This is a genomic window from Mesorhizobium subarcticum (assembly GCF_055456085.1).
The window spans coordinates 779731-799007 of record NZ_JBVBEG010000002.1 but is presented as its reverse complement, the minus strand read 5'-3'; the positions used below and the strand labels follow the sequence as shown (position 1 = coordinate 799007).

The following is a 19277-nucleotide window of genomic DNA, read 5'->3' as shown; positions in this document are numbered from 1 at the left end:
GTTAGACATGCGTTCTCCCTTGAAAGGCTAGCCGACGAAACCACGCCGATGAGGAGATAACCTTGATCTGGATCAGCCAGACACGACAAATCCGGGCGACGCAGTCCTTCGAGCGACAGGGCTTTTCACAAATCTACGTCAAGCGCGGCTTAGCTAAGCTAGCTGTGGAGCCTCAGCATTTTGTTCCCGAACAAGCCGTCTCGGCTGACGACCGGCATCCGCACAGTCGTCGGCACAGCGATCTGGGTCAGCGTTCCGGCTTGTCGTCCCGGTCGATGAGGATGCGCTCGGCGGCCCCGTGAAGATCCTCATATTGACCACTCCTCAAGGCCCACAGAAAGCCGGACAGCCCCAGCGCGCCAAGGAACAGAGCTGCTGGTATGAGGTAGACGAGCGTCGTCATGACGGCTGCACCGACGCGCGAATGCCCGAACGCATTGCCGAGGGAGCCCCCGTCACCTCGGCGAGCACAAAACCCTGCAGGCGCAATGCATTTCCGATGACAAGCAGCGACGAAGCAGACATCGCGATTGCCGCGATCAGCGGCGTGACGTGCCCCAGAATGGCGATCGGCACAGCAATGGTGTTGTAGACGATCGCGATGGCGATGTTCTGACGGATCAGCCGGCCGGCCTTCCGTGAGACGTCCAGGGCAAGGGGTACGGCCAAAAGGCTTTCGCGCAGGAACACGAAGTCCGCGGCGTTGCGGCCAATATCTGCAGCGGTGGCCGGCGCGATCGAGACATGTGCTGCCCCCAGCGCAGGCGTGTCGTTCAGGCCGTCGCCAACCATTAGAACCTTGCGGCCAGCTCTCGCCAGGGTCTCGATGCGTTCGACCTTGCCGGATGGCAGCAGGCACGGAACGAAGTCGCCGACACCCAGCATTTTTGCAACTTCACCGCAGGCGCCTGCGGTATCGCCCGACAGCATCTCCATGGACACCCGGGCATCGTTCAACTGCACAATGGCTGCCCTTGCGTCGGCACGCAGTGCGTCCTCGAAAACGAAGGACGCGACAATGATCCCGTCTTTCGTCAGGACCGTTCCGCCATAGCCATGCTTTCCTTCGCCACCGGTCCGGGCCTTCCATCCAGCCCATCCGCGTCGGCCCAGCCGCCAGATGCTCCCATCGACAGTGGCTTCGATCCCGAATCCTGGATGCTCGCTGACAGCATCGAATTTGCCCTGCCCGCCGGAAGCGGCAAAGCCGGCTATGGCCTTTGAAAATGGGTGACGCGAGTGCGCGGCCATGTCTGCCGCCATTGCCAGCATGGCCGGATCGATCGAGGCCGCATTGACGAGACGGGGCTGACCGAGCGTAAGTGTTCCGGTCTTGTCGAATACAGCCGTGTCGATGGTTGCCAGGCGCTCCATGGCCGAGCCGTCCTTGACCATGATGCCGTTCTCGAACAGGCGCCGCGCGGCGACCACCTGCACGATCGGCACGGCGAGGCCGAGCGCACACGGGCATGTGATGATGAGGACGGCGATGGCGATCGTCATCGCCCTGTGCCAGTCGCCAGTCGCCGCCATCCAGCCCGCGAACGTTACGAAGGCGGCAAGGTGAACCACTGGCGCATAAAGCGCTGAAACGCGGTCGGCAATCCGGCGATAATGCGCGCGACCGCCCTCGGCGGCTTCCATCAGCCGAACCATTTCTTCCAGGAAGGAATCTTTTGCGGCGGCTGTCGCGTGGACGGTCAGCGGGCCGGTGAGATTGAGAATGCCGGCCTGTACCGCCTCCCCTGACGCCACGGTTCTGGGAGTGCTCTCACCGGAAACCAGCGAACAGTCGAGATCCGAAGATCCCCGAATGATCTTGCCGTCGACGGGAATCCTTTCGCCGGCAGCGATCAGCAGCTGCATGCCAGGTTCGATCTCGCCAACCGGCAGATAGTCGCGCGCGCCATCGCCGCGCAGCACCATGGCGCCACGCGCCGCCAGCTGCGACAGGCCCTTCACGGCGCTTCGGGCTCGTTCGCGCATCACATGATCCAGCGTGCGGCCGATCAACAGGAAGAACAGCAAGGATACCGACGCGTCGAAATAGGCGTGGTCGCCATGGTTGATGGTCTCGTAAAGGCTCATGGCATAGGCGAGCGACACCCCGACCGCGATGGGCACATCCATGTTCATGCGGCCGTGGCGTAGCGCATTCCACCCCGAACGGAAGAAGATGCCGCCGGCGAAGGCAAGTGCGGGAATGGCGATTAGTGCCGAGACCCAGTGGAACAGATCGCGGGTCGCGCCTTCGGCGCCCGACCAGACCGACACCGAAAGCAGCATGATGTTGCCGGCCGCAAAGCCGGCAACCGCGACGGCGCGGATCAGCTCCGACAGCGTCTTGTCCTTGCCGTAAGCCTCGGGTTCGAACAGGTGTGCGTCATAGCCCAGCCGTCCAAGTGTGGCGACGAATGGCGGAACCTCGTCGCCGCGCCACCGGACCGAAACCCGTTTCGTCGACAGGTTGACGCGGGCGCCCTCGACCCGGTCCAGCTTTCCAAGCGCCGTTTCGATCGCCCGGATGCAGGCTGCACAATGAACCGCCGGTACTGAAAGATCGGTCTGATACAGGTCGCCGCCCAGCGAACGGCTCGCCAGTTTGACTTCTTGGCTCGACGGCAAAACGGATGCGGCGCCAGCGACATCCAGCGCCATTTTGGCGCCCGGTGCACAGCAGCTCATTGCAACGCACCTTGGGAAATGATGATACGGTGAACTTCCCGATAGGGCTCCGCGAGACCGGCGTCGGCATCGACTTCGACGATCCAGACGCCGTCCCTGGGCGTGTGGTGCGCGGCAAATTCCTGATCCGTTGCGAGAGTTAAAATGATGGACTTGTCCTCGGCCTCATAGGCAGGATGACGGAACAGGACGCTGACGCCGTCCAATGGGACCAGCTTGCCGGCGGCGTCGCTGAGGCTGTAACGGACTTCGCCCGACGCGATCGTCAGTTTGCCAGTCCAGCCGAGCGCGGCCTGCGCGCGCCCTTCCTCGGCCCTCCTGTTGAATTGCTGGCTGGCCACATAGGTGTTTTCGACGACGAGGCCGGTCCAACTCGTGTTGGCGAGTGTCGCCATGGTCAGATTGACGCCGATGACCACAGCGAAAAAGGCGAGAATGGTGACCAACATATGCCCGCCGGTGAATTCGCGGGATTTCTGCGGATTGGCGCTCATCTGACGATCTCCGGTGCGTTGAAAGTGGCCGTGTATTCGTCCGACTCGAAGCTCGCCTTGTCTTCGACCCGGAATTTGAATGTTTGCGCTTGGCCCTTGATCTGTTCCGCCGGCTGGCGAACGAAAACCTTCAGCATCTTCAGCCGGTCGGGTTCGACCGGAATGGCAAAGGAGCGATCCGCAGGCAGGTCGTCGATCCCGACGACGCTCATCTCGGCCTCCGGCAGGCCCTGCATGGTGACGACGATCGTCCTGGGCTCGGGGATCATGTTGAGCAGCTTGACGGTGTAGCCATTGCGGATCGAACCGTCGGACAACACGACGAACTGCGGATTGCGGTCGTGCAGAACGTTGACCTCGAGCCGGTCGCGCGTCAGAAGCGAATAGAACAGGGTGAGACCGACCGCCGACCACGCACCCATGTAGACGAACGTGCGCGGCCTGAAGATCTTGCGAATGTGGAAATGGGCCAACCTGTCGGCGAAAGCGCCGTCGGCAGTGCGCACCAGCGAAGGCTTCACCGCGCTGGAGCCGCCCCCGGTCGCCACCGCCATGTTGGCGTTGTAGTCGGACAGCGTCGCATAGGAGATCAGCCCGCGCTCCTTGCCGAGCTTGTCCATGACGCTGTCGCAGGCGTCGATACAGAGCGCGCAAGTGATGCATTCGAGTTGCTGGCCGTCGCGAATGTCGATCCCCATCGGGCAGACCGCGACACAGGTGTTGCAATCGACGCAGTCTCCGACCAGCTGCCCAGTGGCCTGAACCTTCTTGGCGTGACGCGAACGAGGTTCGCCGCGCCAATCATTGTAGGTCACCGTGAGAGAATTCTCGTCGAGCATGGCCGCCTGAATGCGCGGCCAAGGGCACATATAGGTGCAGACCTGCTCGCGCATCAGTCCACCGAATGTGTAGGTAGTCGCCGTCAGCACGGCGATGGTGATGTAGCCGACGGGTGCGGCGGTGCCGGTGAAGACTTCGCCCATCAGCTTTGGCGCGTCGGCGAAATAGAAGATCCAGGCGCCCCCTGTCGCCGCCCCTATGACCAGCCATGTGGCGTGTTTCGATACGCGCAGCATACGCTTGCGCGCTGTCCAGGGTCCGGCGTCGAGTTTCATGCGCGCGTTGCGATCTCCTTCGATCGCGCGCTCGACGACCAGAAACAGGTCGACCCATACGGTCTGCGGGCAGGTATAGCCGCACCAGGCCCGACCAACTGTGGAGGTGACCAGGAAAAGGCCAATGCCGGCCATGACCAGCAGGCCAGCCACGTAGTAGAATTCCTGCGGCCATATTTCGATGAAGAAGAAGTAGAAGCGGCGGTTGGCAAGATCGACCAGCACGGCCTGATCAGGCGCGAACGGCCCTCGATCCCATCGCAGCCAGGGCGTCAAGTAGTAAATGCCCAGCGTGATTGCCATCACCAGCCACTTGAAGCGGCGAAAGCTGCCTGAAGCGCGCTTCGGGAATACCTTCTTGTGCGGGGCATAAAGCGGCTGACGGGCCTTGGCGGAGTTGACCGATTCGGCTTCGAGCCGTTCAATTTGCATGTTTTCAAGCACGAGAAGCTCCAGTCCAGGCGACGATTTCGCGGCGGAAGCCCGACCGATCGGTTCTGGCTGATGGCCACGTTGAGCACGCTTTGCCGCATGGCGAATTGCACCGCGTTGATGCAAGTCATTCGCCGGATGCCGGAATGGTGTCGAGGCCCGGCGCAAGCCGGGCCCCGTCGCTTGGCGGGGAGGGCCGAGAATAGGCTTCCGTTCCTATTCTCCGCCGCCAAGCGAATGGACATAGACTGCGAGTTCTTTGACCTTGGTCTCGCCGAGACGCCCGATCCAGGCCGGCATGACGCCGTGCTTCGGCGCGCGGACCTGCGCAGCAATAGCCGTCTCGCCCGGTCCATAGAGCCAGATGGCGTCGGTCAGGTCGGGCGCGCCAAGTTCCCTGTTGCCCTTTGCTGTGTCGCCATGACAGGCGACGCAATTTTCCGCGAAAACCTTGGCGCCGGGCTCGATCAGACTTGCGTCCCGGACCAAGTCGGACAGGCTGGCAACGTAGGCGCTGACCTGTGCGATCTGGTCCGCCGTGATGATGTCGCCAAAAGCCGGCATTTCCGACAGTCGCGTATCCGGGTCTGACGCGAAGCGGATGCCGTGGGTGACCGTCTGCTGGATCTGCTCAGCGCTGCCGCCCCACAGCCAATCGTCGTCGTTGAGGTTTGGAAAACCTTTGGAGCCTTGCGCGCCGGAGCCATGGCACTGCACGCAATTGACCCTGAATGCCGCACCGCCGGCAGCCACGGCGAACTCGCGCAATGCGTCGTCGGCAGCAATCTCCGAGGCGGTTTTCGATTCCACCGCTGCGACATATTTGGCCTTGGCGGCTTCGGCGGCCGCCAGTTCATTCTTGACGTGGTTGCGGCTCGAATAGCCGAGCACACCTCTGGTCGCGGAAGTAAGCATTGGCCATGCGGGATAGGCGATGGTGTAGCCGATCGCCCAGACAATGGTGATGTAAAATGTCGTGACCCACCAGCGCGGAAGTGGGTTGTTGAGCTCCCGGATGCCATCCCACTCATGGCCGGTCGTTGAGATGCCCGAGACCTCGTCGATGTGCTCGCTGCTCATGATCAATCGTCCTTGAGAGGAATTCGAGCGGCTTCGTCAGCTTGCCTGCGGCCGCCAGGGCGAAGCGCGAAGGCAACGCATCCGACGAAGAAGAGCGCCATGGCAAGGAGGCCCCAGCTGTCGGCGATTTCCCGCATCAAATTGTAGTCCACGATCACACTCCTCAGCGGTAGCCGGCGGCTTCGTCGTAGGTCTTGAAATCGACCAATGTGCCAAGCATCTGGAGGTAAGCGACCAAGGCATCCATTTCGGTGACCTGATGCGGATTGCCGTCGAAGTCGCCGACCTTGGCTTTTGGATAGCGCGCCTCGAGGCCCGAACTATCGGCGTTCGGGTCGGCCTGTGCCATCAGATCGGCGTTGGCGTGCGCGATCATGTCGTCGGTGTAGGGGACGCCGACGCGCGCGTTGGCAACCAGATGGGTCGAGAAGTCCTTCACGTCGATCGGCGCGTCTTTGAGGAACGCGTAGTTCGGCATGATCGATTCCGGCACCACCGAGCGCGGATCGGCAAGATGCTGTACGTGCCATTCGTTGGAGTAGCGGTCGCCAACCCGGGCGAGGTCCGGTCCGGTGCGCTTCGATCCCCACTGGAAAGGGTGATCGTAGATCGAACTCGGCCGCCAGGCTGTAGTGCCCATAGCGCTCGACCTCGTCGCGGAACGGTCTGATCATCTGGCTGTGGCAGAGGTAGCAGCCCTCGCGCACATAGATATTTCGTCCAGCAAGTTCGAGCGGCGAATAGGGCCGCATGCCTTCGACCTTCTCGATCGTATTGTCGAGATAGAAGAGCGGCGCGATCTCGACGATGCCGCCGACCGTCACCACCAGAAGGGAGCCAACGAGAAGAAGCGTGGCGTTCTTCTCGATGATGGCGTGTTTGTCTATCAAGCCCATTTTCTGGCTCCTGATCGCGCACGCTGGAGGGCGGGGATGGAGCCCGGCATCGGATCCTCCTCGCGTTGGTAGCCAAAAATGGTCATGGCGATGTTCCAGGCCATGATAAGGGCGCCGGACAGATACATCGCGCCGCCGATGGCACGCATGATGTAGTAGGGATGCATGGCAGCGACGGTTTCGGCGAAGGAGTAGATCAGGAAGCCCTGCTCGTCGTATTCGCGCCACATCAGGCCTTGCATGACGCCGGAGACCCACATCACCGCCGCGTAAAGGACGATTCCGAGCGTCGCCAGCCAGAAGTGCCAGTTGACCAGCCGCAGTGAATAGAGCCGCTCGCGGTTCCACAGCTTCGGCACCATGAAATAGATCGCGCCGAACGAGATCATGCCAACCCAGCCAAGCGCGCCGGAGTGGACGTGCCCGATCGTCCAGTCGGTATAGTGCGACAGCGAGTTGACCGTCTTGATCGCCATCATCGGGCCTTCGAAGGTCGACATGCCATAGAAGGCGATGGCCATCACCATCATGCGGATGATCGGATCCGTACGCAGCTTGTCCCAGGCGCCGGACAGCGTCATCAGGCCGTTGATCATGCCGCCCCAGGAGGGCATCCAGAGCATGATCGAAAACACCATGCCAAGCGTCTGCGCCCAGTCGGGCAGAGCGGTGTAGTGCAGGTGATGCGGACCAGCCCAGATATAGAGGAAGATCAGCGCCCAGAAGTGGATGATCGACAGGCGGTAGGAATAAACTGGGCGGTTCGCCTGCTTGGGCACGAAATAATACATCATGCCGAGAAAGCCGGCGGTCAGAAAGAAGCCGACGGCATTGTGGCCGTACCACCACTGCGTCAGGGCGTCCTGTACGCCGGAGAAGGCGGAATAGCTTTTTGAGCCAACGAACGAGACGGGTATCGACAGATTGTTGATCACATGCAGCATCGCGATGGTCACGATGAACGACAGATAGAACCAGTTGGCGACGTAGATATGCGGTTCCTTGCGCTTCAGGATCGTGCCGAGGAACAGGATGAGATAGGCGACCCAGACGATGGTCAGCCACAGGTCCACATACCATTCGGGTTCGGCATACTCGCGGCCCTCGGTGATGCCGAGCAGGTAGCCTGTCGCAGCCATGACGATGAAAAGCTGGTAACCCCAGAACACGAACCAGGCGAGATCGCCGCCAAACAGCCGGGCGCGGCAGGTGCGCTGCACGACATACAGGGATGTGCAAAGCAGTGCATTGCCCCCGAAAGCAAAAACGACGCCCGACGTATGCAGCGGCCGCAAGCGACCGAAATTGAACCAGGGTTCGATGTTGAGATCCGGATAGGCGAGCTGCAGCGCGATGACCACACCGACCAGCATGCCAACGACCCCCCAGATCACCGTTGCGACAGCCCCGTAGCGTATCGGCCCATCCATGTAATCGGCGGGGTGGATCGGAACTGCTGGCTTGAACTCCGTGTTGCGCAACAGGATCGCAGTGAAGCCAGCCACGGCGAAGAACAAAACCCACATATGCTGGCGAAAAGGTTCGTCTACGCCGAAGCCGGCAGCCACCAGGGCCGCAAAAGCAAACAGGCTTAGAAGGACGATCTCAGTGCCGAATTTCATCGCAAGTACCGATCTCCAATTCCGGCGGACCCAACTCCGCAGTGCATTGATTGCGCAGCCGCCGCCTGCTCGCCCTGATCCATGTCAGATCGCAGGATTTTGCTTCGGGCAGCATCGAGTTCGGTGCGATCAGAAGGTGGCGATTGAACGAGGAAACGCAGCACGGGCCGCCCCGCTCATGGACAAGTCCGGCGTCTGCGGGCCGGCCGGCGTGGAGGCGATTCCGTGTGATGTGATGAAGCGCGCGCAGGGAAAACTGCAGCTCTGCAATGCTTAGGAAAATATCGCTGATGCGCTGCCCAGCGTCGATCGCCTGAAGTGCCTCGGCACGGCCCACGCAATCCTCCCATTTTTGCGCAAGCGTTCATCAATATGAAGAAACGATCGTCTTTCCCGCCTACGAGGCCGCTGTCGTTGGCGGCGATGCCAGCCTCGCTTCTACCCGCCGGTTGCGCGCCGAACACGTCGAAGACGAGTGCTTTGCTGGTGAGGTGACTGAATTCTGCTAGCGATCGGCCATGGCGAGACGGTGGAGAATGCGGAAGCCGTCGGTTTCATTCTGCGCGGCTTTCTTCGAAGGCTTGCGGCGACACACATCCCTTTCGAACGCGAACAAATCCTGCTGCGGGTCGGAGTAGGCGACGGCCCCGCGCGCTTAGGTCTCATCTAAAGGGCGCTTGCGCCTCGGCCGCCGCAGCGCTGCTCCAGCCGGCTGACGCTGTCCACCGTGACATGGCGATTGTTCTCGATCCGGATCACGCCGTCCATTCTCAGTCTGGTCAGCTGGCGGCTCACAGTCTCGTTTGTAAGTCCAAGGAAATCAGAGATCTCGGCACGCGTCAGCGGCAGATCGAAGCACGCCGACCTGGCCGCCGGGCCAACACTGGAATCGATATTCCGGGCGATCATGAGGAGAAAGCTCGCCACCTTCTCCGGTGCGGTCTTGCGCCCCAGAGTCACCATCCATTCGCGTGCCTCGTCGAGTTCGTTCAGCGTCTGCTTGAGCAGGCGATGCTCAAGTTCCGGTGATTCCTTCATCATCCGTTCGATGGCCGCCCTCGGAAACGAGCACAGCGAGACAGCGGTTGCCGCTTCCGCATTGATCGCGCTTTTCACCTTGAAGGGCCGTCCCAGAAAATCCGGTGCGAACTGGAGGCCGACGATTTGCTGGCGGCCGTCCGAAAGGCTCTTCGTCAGCTTCACCACGCCTGAAAGCACGTTTGAATAGCTGTCGACGGCCTCGGCGTCGCCGATCAGTTCGGCCCCCGGCTCGATCTTGTGCCGCGACGAAGTCTTGGCGAGCCGCGCCAAATCGTCTGGATCGAGCGCACCGCAGACGCCGCGGTGCCGTACCTCGCAGGGTAGGCAAAGAACGGGAATGCCGGAACTATGAATATCTTGCCGTACTGTCATTCCATCGCTCTACCGATCCCAAGTGCGAGCAGGATAGCAATCGACGGTAGAAAAATCGTTGCGGCAGTTTGTCCGTGCTGGAGGTTGACCGAAATCAGGGCTTTGGCTGTTCGACGCGTCCAGAGTTCCGGCAACTCAAACACGGTGGACCAAGACATGCGACCGGAATTAACTGCCAGACTTGGCGAGAACGTCCCCCGCTACACCAGTTACCCGACCGCGCCGCATTTCCATCCGGACGTCGATGCGGCGGTCCAGAAAGGCTGGTTGGAGGCCCTCGAAGGCGGTGACGAGATATCGCTTTACCTGCATATTCCCTATTGTGACAGGCTCTGCTGGTTCTGTGCGTGCCATACCAAGCAGACGCGCCACTATGAGCCGGTGACCGCTTATCTGCGCTCGCTACGCGCGGAGATCGCGACGGTTGCCGCCCTTATCAGCGGGAAGGTCTTCGTCCGCGCAATCCACTTCGGCGGCGGCTCGCCGACAATGCTGAAGCCTGAGGATATGGTGGCTCTAGGCGCGTTCATGCGGGACAGCTTCGATTTTGTTCCGAATACGAAAATCAGCATCGAGATCGATCCGAACGATATGGACGAGGCACGCCTTAATGCACTTGCCGAAATTGGCATGACGCGGGCGAGCCTCGGCGTGCAGGATTTCGATCCGAAAGTGCAAAAGGCGATCAACCGCGAACAAAGCTTTTTGCAGACCAAGGCAGTCGTCGACGGAGTTCGTTCCCGTGGCGTCGAGTCCGTCAATCTGGATCTGCTCTACGGCCTGCCGCATCAAACCAGGGAGAGCCTGTGTTCTACCGTCGCGCAGGCGCTCACCCTGGAACCGGACAGGATGGCGCTGTTCGGCTACGCTCACGTGCCCTGGTTCAAGAAACATCAGACGATGATCGACGAGGCATGGCTCCCCGGTCCCACGGAGCGGTTCGCGCAATCGCAACTCGCCGCGCGGGCGATTTTGGACAAGGGATATGAAGCAATAGGCCTCGACCATTTCGCCAAGCCGGGCGATGCGCTGGCGGTGGCGGCCTGCACAGGGGCCCTGCATCGCAACTTCCAAGGCTACACAGAGGATCGCTGCGAGACGCTGATCGGTGTCGGTCCCTCGTCCATCAGCCGGTTTCGCCAGGGCTACCTGCAGAACAATCCTTCGACCGCTGAGTACGGACGTATGGTCGCCAATGGCGGGCTGGCCGCCGTCCGCGGCATCGCCTTTTCCGACGACGATCGCGTCCGTGGCTGGATCATCGAGCGGCTGATGTGCGATTTCGCCTTCTCGGCGATCGACCTAGTCCCTATGATTGCTGGGCCTGAGGGCGGCCCGTCATCCGATATGCAACGGTACGAGGGTTAAGCCGGCTGGCCGGCGCAGAGCCTCATGCATAGGAGACGGGCCATATGGACCATATCAGATTTGTCGGTTTGGATATTCACAAGGAACGGATCTCGGTCGCGGTGGCGGAGAGCGGACGCTCCGGCGCGGTGGACTATCTCGGCGAGATTGCCAATGATGCTGATACCATCAGCAAGCTGTGCGACCGTCTCGGGCGGTCCGGCAAGCCGCTGGCGTTTTGCTATGAGGCCGGCCCGTGCGGCTATGGCGTTCATCGCCAACTCACGCGCCTCGGCCATCGGTGCGACGTGGTGGCGCCGTCGCTGATTCCGCGGAAGCCTGGCGATCGGGTGAAGACGAACCGTCGCGACGCCACCATGCTCGCTCGCCTCAATCGGGCCGGAGAGCTGACCCCCGTTTGGGTGCCCGACGCCGATCATGAAGCCATGCGCGACCTGATCCGGCTGCGCAGCGTCGTGCGACAGGTGGTGACGCGAGCGCGCCAACATCTTCAAGGATTTCTGCTGCGTCACGGGCGCAAGCATGAGCGTGGGACGGCCTGGCGAAAGGCTTACCGGCGATGGCTTTCGACATTGGCCTTCGACCATCCCGCTCAGCAGATCGCATTTCAGGACTACGTCGATGCCGTCATGGATGCGGAACGGCGCCTGCAGCAGGTCGAGGAACAGATACTCAGCCTGCTCCCGGAATGGAACCAGCGCCCGGTCGTTGACGCCTTGCAGGCGATGCGCGGCATCGCGCTGATTAATGCCGTGGTGCTGGTCGCGGAGGTCGGTGACTTCACACGCTTCTCAAACCCACGCCAGCTCATGGCCTATTTCGGCCTGGTCCCCGGAGAACAATCGAGTGGTGAGACCGTCTGGCGCGGCGGCATCACCAAGACCGGCAACACTCATGCCCGGCGCGCGCTGGTCGAAGGCGCCTGGGCTTACCGGATGAGAGCGCGCATCGGCCGGCATAAGGTCGACCGGATCGAGGCGCTGCCGAAAGTCGTTCGCGATATCGGGTGGAAAGCGCAAGTTCGACTGTGCACCCGATATCGTCGGCTGAGCGCGCGCGGCAAGAATGCGAACGTCGTCAATGTCGCCATCGCACGCGAGATGGTGGGCTTCATCTGGTCGATCGCCTGCACGGTTCAGTCCGCGCCAAAGGCGGCGTGACCACTATTTGACAGACAGCCAGCAGAGGAGACCACAACACAGGATCAGCCTCGGCGCGGTATGCGGCGCTGGAGGCGGGACAATGCCGGGGAGCCCTCGTCTCCACTATGAGCCTCGACGCTCGCCACCTAGACAGAGGCAGCCCCAAACGAAACCAGGTCATGCGGCCCGACCCGCGGATGAGAGATTGTTGACCGACGTTCAAGTCCCGCCTCTTGCACCTCATATCCGCCGTACAAGTGCCTCGACCGCCGATCGGATCGGCGGGCCGCAGCTTATGTCAAAGGCCATTGTCAGCAATCATGAGAGTGGAGAGCTTCGGGGAAGCCGGCCAAAAGCTCCTTTTTCAGGCAAGCTCAATCGCTCTTCAGGATCCTGCTCGACTGCTTGAACTGCAAGGCGAAAGTTTCGTCGTGCTGGCGGAAAGCCGTCCCTTCGTGAGGAGCGTTGCGGCGAAGTTCGACAAATATTTTGAAAGTGGAACGGCCAGGCACTCGGTGGCAGTCTGAGCACCGCAGAGGACCGGTCACGGTTTTCAGTCGATCGTGAACCGATGCGCTACGTTTTGACCATTCATCGGCTACCGTCGCATTGCGGACCAGATACGAAGGTCTTGGGCCATAGGCGTCCGGTCGTGCCTTCCGGCGCCGTCCACCCCTCGGCCCGTGCGAGGAGCCGGATCGGGGTATTCTCGGCGCTTCGGTGGATTCCGACGGCTCGCGCTATGGGCTGATCCAGATTCCCGCCGGAGGAAGCAACACACCATTCCACGGCAATCTTGACCTCTACCAAACCCGCATGACGATCGCCGACGGCCGCGAAGTGTTCGCCAAGGCCGTGGAGATGATGACTGCCTGCTCGCAGGACGCGCTCGCCGCGGCCGGGATGCGGTCGCGGGATATCGATCGGTTCGTTCCGCACCAGGCTAACGCCCGAATTTTCGATGCCGTCGGGAGGAACCTCGGCATTGCCGATCACGCGATCGTCAAGACGATCGCCGAATACGGCAACTCTTCCGCCGCGACGATCCCTCTCTCGCTGTCGCTGGCCCACCAGACGGAGCCGTTTCGGCAGGGCGAGAAAATTCTTCTGGCGGCAGCAGGCGCGGGTCTGAGCGGCGGTGCACTCGTCGTTGGAATCTAGCGGCGGCAACCGGCTGCGTAGAGTTGACCTTGTATGATGGGAAGGGCGCAGGCATTCGAGCGTAGACAGCGAGAATCGCTAAGCTTAGAGAACCCCAGGGTCGGGTGGCTCGAGACATAAGATATGGGAGGCGTCAATGGTCAGCCTAAGCCGGGCTCAGCTCTATGATTTGGTCTGGGCCAAGCCGATGACACATATCGCCCGTGAACTCGGAGTTCGCGATCAGCATATCGCGCGGGCTTGCGATGTCTACAACATTGCACGGCCGCGAAACGGTCACTGGCAAAAGATCGAGCACGGCAAAGCAGTCCAAACGAAAGGGCTTAGCACCGACAGGTTCGGGGCAGATGAGATTGTCGTCATCGGCCAAGCTCCCGGTGAACACCTGCCGGAGTCAAAGCTGCTGGGGGTACCCCACGCAGATCAACTTGGCGGATCGACAGACGCACGCTCAAGCTGATGTGCCAACTTAAGGCTCAGCTCCAGCCTCTTCGCCGTCAATTGAGGGCAGGCTTATGATGACAGGTAACAAGCGACTGATGAAGGCGAGCGATATCCCCGCCTTCGTTGTGACGCTGATCAAGGCTGGCTGCGATATCTGTCCTGTCGGCGATACTCGCTATGTGCTTGGCGACGTCGAAGAAACGCTGGCGGCGTACGATGAGCTGGAGTGCATAGGCGAGGCGTTTGAAGACCGCGATTCTTTGATACGAAAGAGCGTTGCCTACCTGCGTTCCATCGGTCGGTACCTTGATCCCGGTTCGCCGCCGACGCATTGGTCCGAAAACGAAAAATGGCACAGTAGGGAACACGGGGTTGGGTTCATCCTCGGGACAAAACCGCGCCTGCCCCGCCAACGCGCGGACCGATCGACAACAGCGGTGACGGCGCTTTCCAGCTTGTCCCATCATGGCGAATTGGACATGCAGCCAGTGAGCCGGCCGTGTTAACTTCGCCGTGTTGCCGGGATCGAGTCAGAGATGCCGGAATGCGGCCGATTACCGGGCAAGTTCCGCATGCGTCTCACGGCGGCGCGGCCCACCGAACGGTTCCCGGGGTCATGTAGACACCGCGCCACGCGCCGCGCCGCTGGCGCGCAGGTATAGTCCTCGGGCTGGCCGCATGGAGGCGCATATCCGCCCCGGTCGGGTCGATGTAGCTTCTCCAGTCGACGACCACCTCAGCCGCGTCGTCCGCAAGCAAAAATGTCAGGTTCATCACGACCGGCCATCTGGGCACGTGGAGGTTTTTCCAAGCAATCAGGCGCTTACTGTGCGCTGAGCGCGCTGGCACGGCTTTTGCACTCTTGATGGTGACTGCACGCAATGGGGCAAGACGAGCAATGCTTTCTCCCCTGAACCCGTGTGCCGTCTCTCTGAGCGGGAACAAGCTCGCGCAGAAAGCAAGCTTTGGAGAGCAACATTGGTGGCATTACAGATCGAGTTCCCGGCTCCTTCGATTAAAGTCGAGAACTGGCTGCGTGGCGAGCCCCTCACGAGCTTTCAGCCCGGCAAAGTGTACATCGTCGAATTTTGGGCAACGTGGTGCGGACCATGTGTGGACGGGATGCCCCATCTGATGCAGCTGCAGGAGAAATACAGGGAGAGCGGAGTTGAGATCGTCGGAATCGCGGCTTCTGAAGACGCTCCAACGGCCGATGAGGCCCGAAGCAAGTTGGACGCTTGGTGGACTGAAAAGTTCTCGAATCTGAACTATCGGATCGCGTTCGACTCCACGGGCGAAATGGACAAGCTTTGGATGGAGCCCAGCTTTTCTGTCGCGATTCCGACCATGTTCGTGGTCGACCGAGACGGCCACATCGCCTTTATCGGTCATCCGATGGAACTCGATGAGGTCTTGCCGAAGGTGCTTAACGGCAGCTGGCGCGCCAGCGATCAAGCAAAATCGGCCGATACGGACCGGATCGCGGAAGGCGAAAACATAGCGCGCGAACAAGCGCTGAAGAAGCCGATCAATGATAGATATTGGGCGGCGGTGGAGAAACAGGAGTGGAAGACGGCGCTCTCGGCGATCGAAGAGGGCATCGCCTTGTTGCCGGACAAGCTCGGTTTCCGCCGGTCTCATGTGAATCTGTTGCTTCACAAAATGCGCGACATGCAGGCTGGCTTGCCCGTCATGCGCCAATTCGTTCGCGACGCGATTAACAGAAACTCCGAGAATTGGATGATTGCGGCGCTAGAGCAGATTCGACTTACACCGGGTCATATCCGGCTGCCTCGAAGTAGTTTCGGCATTCGGCCGGTTTGAAGGCGTCGAGGCAGTCGGCGATGACGGACCAGAGTTGATCGATGGAGCGGGCAGCTGCTTTTCTGAGTAGGGCCTTGAGCTTCGAGAACGCCATCTCGATCGGATTGAAATCGGGCGAATAGGGCGGCAGCAACAGAAGCCGTGCGCCGGTCCTTTGGATGGCCTCGCGAACGCCGGTGATCTTGTGAGCCGGCAGGTTGTCCATGACGACGATGTCGCCGGGAGAAAGTTCAGGTGCGAGCACCTGTTCGGCATAGGCCAGGAAGGCGGCGCCGTTCATCGGCCCGTCGAGCAGCATCGGTGCGGTCAGGCCGTTCAGCCGCAGTCCAGCGGTGAAGGTCGTGGTCTTCCAATGATGGGATGGACGCCCCCCTGACGGCATCGATGTGCCAGAGTGGTGGCGTTGAGAACCACCGAAGGGAGACGTCCATGACACAAGTTAGCACCATTGGCCTGGATCTGGCCAAGAACATCTTCCAAGCCCATGGCGCAGATGCCGCCGGCACCGTTGTGTTCCGCAGGAAGCTGCGGCGCGAACAGGTGCTGGCCTTCTTCGCTGCGCAGCCGCCATGCCTTGTGGCGATGGAGGCATGCCCAGGCGCTCATTATTGGGGTCGTGAGATCGGCACGCTCGGCCATACCGTCAGGCTGATCGCACCGGCTTACGTGAAGCCTTTCGTCAAGCGTCAGAAGAACGATGCCGCCGATGCCGAAGCGATCTGCGAGGCCGCGCAACGGCCGACGATGCGCTTCGTGGCGGTGAAGAGCCAGGAGAAGCAGGCCTCGGCTGTGATCTTCCGAACCCGCGACGTGCTCGTCGGCCAGCGCACTCAGCTCATCAACGCGATCCGCGGGCATATGTCCGAGTTCGGCCTGATTGCGCCGCAAGGCCCCTCGCATGTCGAGCGGCTCATCACGCAGGTTGAGGATCCTACCTCGGGCGTGCCGGAGGCCGCTCGCTGTTGCCTTGCCATGCTTGTCGAAGCGCTACGCCGCTTGCAGGATCAGGTTAGGTCGCTGGACGCGGAGATTGCGAAGCGGGCCAAAGCTGACGAAACGGCCCATCGGCTAATGAGCGTGCCTAGCATTGGGCCGCTGATCGCAACCGCGCTTGAGGCGATGGCTCCACCAGCAGAGACGTTCCGCTCTGGGCGCGATTTCGCAGCCTGGATCGGGCTGACGCCGATCCAGCGTTCGACCGGCGGCAAGGAGCGCCTCGGACGAACGTCGCGGATGGGAGAGCGAACGCTGCGACGCCTGCTCATCATCGCATCCAGCGCGGTAGTGCGCTGGGCCAAGCGCAAAGGCGTGCCATCCGGCTCGTGGCTCCATCGAATGCTGGCGCGCAAGCCGCCAATGCTGGTGATCGTGGCACTGGCCAACAAGACCGCGCGCATCGCATGGGCATTGATGACGAAAGGTGGAACCTACCGAGCTCCGACCGCCGCCGCATGAGTGCAGTGCAGTGAGCGAACGCGAGGCTGCCAGGAGGACGTGAGAAGGTCGAAGGACAGGTATGGCGCAACGTCGGCGAGGCGGGATCAGGAGAACCAGACGCATGGGGAGCGCTTCGAGCGCGTTCCAGTGATGTGGACCTGATCCTCGAACTCCCATACGGGCCCGCGGCCATGACGAAGCCGCAAAGAGAGGCCGAACACATGGCAGCACCCGATCACGCGCAGCAGCCTGAACCGAAGATTCTTCTTGCATCCGGCGGGGCGTCCACACATGACCATGAGGAACCGGCGCACGGCAGCGTTCGCCACGTTTGGCCCGCCCGCGCAGCCGCGCCATCTTGGTGGAGGCGGCAGTCTCATCAATGAAGATCAGCTTCTCGGGGTCGAGATCGAGCTGGCCGTCGAACCAGGCGCGACGGCGCGCCTTGACGTCGGGGCGCTGTTGTTCGCTGGCATGCGCCGTCTTTTTTTAAACGTGACGCAGCGCCTGTCGAGAAACATCCAGATCGTCGAAGGAACCACGCCCACGCCATGCCCGGCCGCCAGCCTCTCGGCAATCTCCGCCAGAGTGATGTCGGGCGTCTCCTCGATCAGGCCGAGGATGAAGGCTTCGTGAGGATCAAGCTTCGAGCACGACGGTTGGCCCTGCTTGCGGGCCGCCATCTCGCCTGTCTCGCGATAGCGGCGATACCAGTTCCCCGCCGTAGCAATCCCGATCCGGAACCGGCGTGCTGCCTCTCGCGTCGAAACACCCTCCGATATCGCCAAAATCACCCGACCGCGAAGGTCCGCACTCAAGCTGCGTGTCATCGTCATCTCCCTGCGAATCACAGGGAAAATGAAACAGACTTCCGCCACCGCGTGAATCCCAAATCTGACTCGGCGTTCACGGAAAATGCTCTAGACGAACTCTTCTTTCCGAACTTTGACTATTCGCACTTTCCGTCTGCTGAACGCTTGGCGATGGGAAAACAGCTGTCCGAACACATTCTGGCACTGAATCCCCCAGAAAGCGACCAATGTAAGCTCCTGCCTTATCCGGTGGCAGCTCTGTACTATCACGAGAGCGGCAACAAAGATCGGGCGATCGAGCTGATCGAGCTGGCACTGAATTCGCTGGGCAGTCCGGAGCTTATCGGGGACGGAGATAAACAGCGCGAAATCTCGCATTTGCTGCAGTTCCTGGCCAACTTCAAGGGTGAGAAGGTTTGTTACGGCGCTCTATGTGCGGCTCCAAACAATGGCCGATTCGACAGGTGGTATACCGTTTGCGGCTGACCGTCAGGTTTATGTGAGGGACAGAATTGGCCGGGCGGACAGCTTTTTGATGCGACCGGTGCAAACCCGCGCCCGGCTTGCGAAATCGCCTGGCCCGATCTTTTGGACCTATGTCAGAGGGACGGCGGCCTGCTACGATACGCGCCTTCGGCTAGGCAGGCTATGAGCTGAGCTACGTGTTTGTCCGCTTCGAACCGATCGCCAGTCTGGAGCAGGTGCCTCTCGACACCTCCACCACACTGAGGCTTCATGCCGGTAGCGAATGCGATCTTGGCGGCATGGCCATCAACGCACAAGGGATGGCTTGGCTGGCGGCGATGTGGTGCCGCGCCCACGCATGCCTTCGCCGGCGGTCCAACGGGGAAGGCCTGTCGCACAATCGATACAGGACTTCAATGCCCGAACACCGGCGCCATCCTCAACAACTTCATAGATGAGGTGTCGGGCTCACAGCTTGGCAGCTTGGTCCAGGCAATTCCGGCCGCCGTCATCCCAATGAGGTGACCTCGACCAGAGCCTCGACCTTGAATGGCATGATGGAGGTGTATGGGATGGCGGCAACGTCATTTTCGTCAATCCGAACGGGATTTCTTGCGACCGCTGTGGCTTTATCAACACGCCAAGGGCCACGCTGTCGACAGGCGGCGCGAGCTTGGCGCCGACGGCGTCCACGTCAACCGATCCTTCTGACAATGGGGACTTGTACGATCACCCAGGGGCGAAAGCCTACGACGATCATCGTCGCGCCGGCCGCGATCTGAAGCACGCGTCCGGCGCGCTTCGTGCCTATCCCTTTGGCGAGGCTTTCGGCGAAAGACGCCGATGGCGGGACGGGAAGACCAAGGCCGGCTGAATAGATCCCGAGA

General features: G+C 61.2%; 15 protein-coding genes and 7 pseudogenes. 9 read left to right on the top strand and 13 right to left on the bottom strand.

The window, feature by feature from the left end; translation table 11 throughout:
• Positions 1-247: 247 nt before the first annotated feature.
• The 10 genes and pseudogenes from ccoS to ACZYHG_RS35775 form a co-directional block, all read right to left on the bottom strand.
• Positions 248-403 carry a cbb3-type cytochrome oxidase assembly protein CcoS gene (gene ccoS, locus ACZYHG_RS35820; RefSeq protein WP_095496053.1) on the bottom strand — a complete coding sequence of 52 codons (156 nt, stop codon included), beginning with the start codon at positions 401-403 and terminating at the stop codon, positions 248-250.
• The gene (locus ACZYHG_RS35815) at positions 400-2685 is read right to left on the bottom strand and encodes a heavy metal translocating P-type ATPase (RefSeq protein ID WP_464615053.1); all 2286 of its coding nucleotides are present in this window, start codon (positions 2683-2685) and stop codon (positions 400-402) included. Before ACZYHG_RS35815 ends, ccoS begins: the two co-directional genes overlap by 4 nt.
• Positions 2682-3179 (bottom strand): FixH family protein, encoded by a 498-nt coding sequence (locus ACZYHG_RS35810; RefSeq protein WP_258580791.1) that lies wholly within the window; start codon positions 3177-3179, stop codon positions 2682-2684. Before ACZYHG_RS35810 ends, ACZYHG_RS35815 begins: the two co-directional genes overlap by 4 nt.
• Positions 3176-4726, bottom strand: coding sequence for a cytochrome c oxidase accessory protein CcoG (gene ccoG, locus ACZYHG_RS35805; RefSeq protein ID WP_464615372.1), 1551 nt, complete (start codon positions 4724-4726; stop codon positions 3176-3178). The genes ACZYHG_RS35810 and ccoG overlap by 4 nt, the downstream gene beginning before the upstream one ends.
• 216 nt (positions 4727-4942) lie before the next feature.
• Entirely contained in the window at positions 4943-5806 is an 864-nt protein-coding gene (ccoP, locus tag ACZYHG_RS35800; RefSeq protein WP_258580789.1) for a cytochrome-c oxidase, cbb3-type subunit III, read from the bottom strand.
• A 2-nt stretch (positions 5807-5808) separates the two neighbouring features.
• Positions 5809-5958 (bottom strand): cbb3-type cytochrome c oxidase subunit 3, encoded by a 150-nt coding sequence (locus tag ACZYHG_RS35795; RefSeq protein WP_258580788.1) that lies wholly within the window; start codon positions 5956-5958, stop codon positions 5809-5811.
• 11 nt (positions 5959-5969) lie between these two features.
• Positions 5970-6702 (bottom strand): annotated as a pseudogene (gene ccoO / locus ACZYHG_RS35790) (cytochrome-c oxidase, cbb3-type subunit II).
• Positions 6693-8324, bottom strand: coding sequence for a cytochrome-c oxidase, cbb3-type subunit I (gene ccoN, locus ACZYHG_RS35785; protein ID WP_464615052.1), 1632 nt, complete (start codon positions 8322-8324; stop codon positions 6693-6695). The pseudogene ccoO and the gene ccoN overlap by 10 nt, the downstream one beginning before the upstream one ends.
• Entirely contained in the window at positions 8308-8661 is a 354-nt protein-coding gene (locus ACZYHG_RS35780; protein ID WP_464615051.1) for a hypothetical protein, read from the bottom strand. Before ACZYHG_RS35780 ends, ccoN begins: the two co-directional genes overlap by 17 nt.
• Before the next feature lie 329 nt (positions 8662-8990).
• Positions 8991-9737, bottom strand: a complete 747-nt coding sequence (locus ACZYHG_RS35775) for a Crp/Fnr family transcriptional regulator (RefSeq protein WP_258580784.1) — start codon at positions 9735-9737, stop codon at positions 8991-8993.
• Positions 9738-9893: 156 nt separating this feature from the next.
• Here ACZYHG_RS35775 and hemN point away from each other — a divergent pair, with 156 nt between their 5' ends.
• The 7 genes and pseudogenes from hemN to ACZYHG_RS35740 all read left to right on the top strand — a co-directional run.
• Positions 9894-11105, top strand: coding sequence for an oxygen-independent coproporphyrinogen III oxidase (gene hemN, locus ACZYHG_RS35770; RefSeq protein ID WP_464615050.1), 1212 nt, complete (start codon positions 9894-9896; stop codon positions 11103-11105).
• A 44-nt stretch (positions 11106-11149) separates the two neighbouring features.
• Positions 11150-12265, top strand: coding sequence for an IS110 family RNA-guided transposase (locus ACZYHG_RS35765; protein WP_464615049.1), 1116 nt, complete (start codon positions 11150-11152; stop codon positions 12263-12265).
• A gap of 293 nt (positions 12266-12558) precedes the next feature.
• A pseudogene (locus ACZYHG_RS35760) lies at positions 12559-12774 on the top strand (coproporphyrinogen III oxidase); the annotation flags it as partial.
• A 148-nt stretch (positions 12775-12922) separates the two neighbouring features.
• A pseudogene (locus ACZYHG_RS35755) lies at positions 12923-13408 on the top strand (3-oxoacyl-[acyl-carrier-protein] synthase III C-terminal domain-containing protein); the annotation flags it as partial.
• Between the two features lie 136 nt (positions 13409-13544).
• Positions 13545-13868 carry a hypothetical protein gene (locus ACZYHG_RS35750; protein ID WP_464615048.1) on the top strand — a complete coding sequence of 108 codons (324 nt, stop codon included), beginning with the start codon at positions 13545-13547 and terminating at the stop codon, positions 13866-13868.
• A gap of 55 nt (positions 13869-13923) precedes the next feature.
• Positions 13924-14358, top strand: coding sequence for a hypothetical protein (locus ACZYHG_RS35745; RefSeq protein ID WP_464615047.1), 435 nt, complete (start codon positions 13924-13926; stop codon positions 14356-14358).
• Between the two features lie 475 nt (positions 14359-14833).
• Positions 14834-15616: pseudogene (locus tag ACZYHG_RS35740) on the top strand (TlpA disulfide reductase family protein); the annotation flags it as partial.
• Positions 15617-15620: 4 nt separating this feature from the next.
• On the opposite strand, the pseudogene ACZYHG_RS35735 reads toward ACZYHG_RS35740, so the two are convergent.
• A pseudogene (locus ACZYHG_RS35735) lies at positions 15621-16040 on the bottom strand (IS630 family transposase); the annotation flags it as partial.
• Between the two features lie 65 nt (positions 16041-16105).
• Between ACZYHG_RS35735 and ACZYHG_RS35730 the strand changes: the two are divergent.
• Positions 16106-17131: an IS110 family RNA-guided transposase gene (locus ACZYHG_RS35730; protein ID WP_464611638.1), complete on the top strand. Its 1026-nt coding sequence runs from the start codon at positions 16106-16108 to the stop codon at positions 17129-17131.
• Positions 17132-17404: 273 nt separating this feature from the next.
• Here ACZYHG_RS35730 and ACZYHG_RS35725 read toward each other — a convergent pair.
• Positions 17405-17613: pseudogene (locus ACZYHG_RS35725) on the bottom strand (IS630 family transposase); the annotation flags it as partial.
• 30 nt (positions 17614-17643) lie between these two features.
• Positions 17644-17943: pseudogene (locus ACZYHG_RS35720) on the bottom strand (helix-turn-helix domain-containing protein); the annotation flags it as partial.
• Between the two features lie 51 nt (positions 17944-17994).
• Here ACZYHG_RS35720 and ACZYHG_RS35715 point away from each other — a divergent pair.
• A complete protein-coding gene (locus ACZYHG_RS35715; protein WP_464615376.1) occupies positions 17995-18411 on the top strand; it encodes a hypothetical protein in 417 nt (138 codons plus the stop codon).
• The last annotated feature ends 866 nt before the right edge of the window (positions 18412-19277 follow it).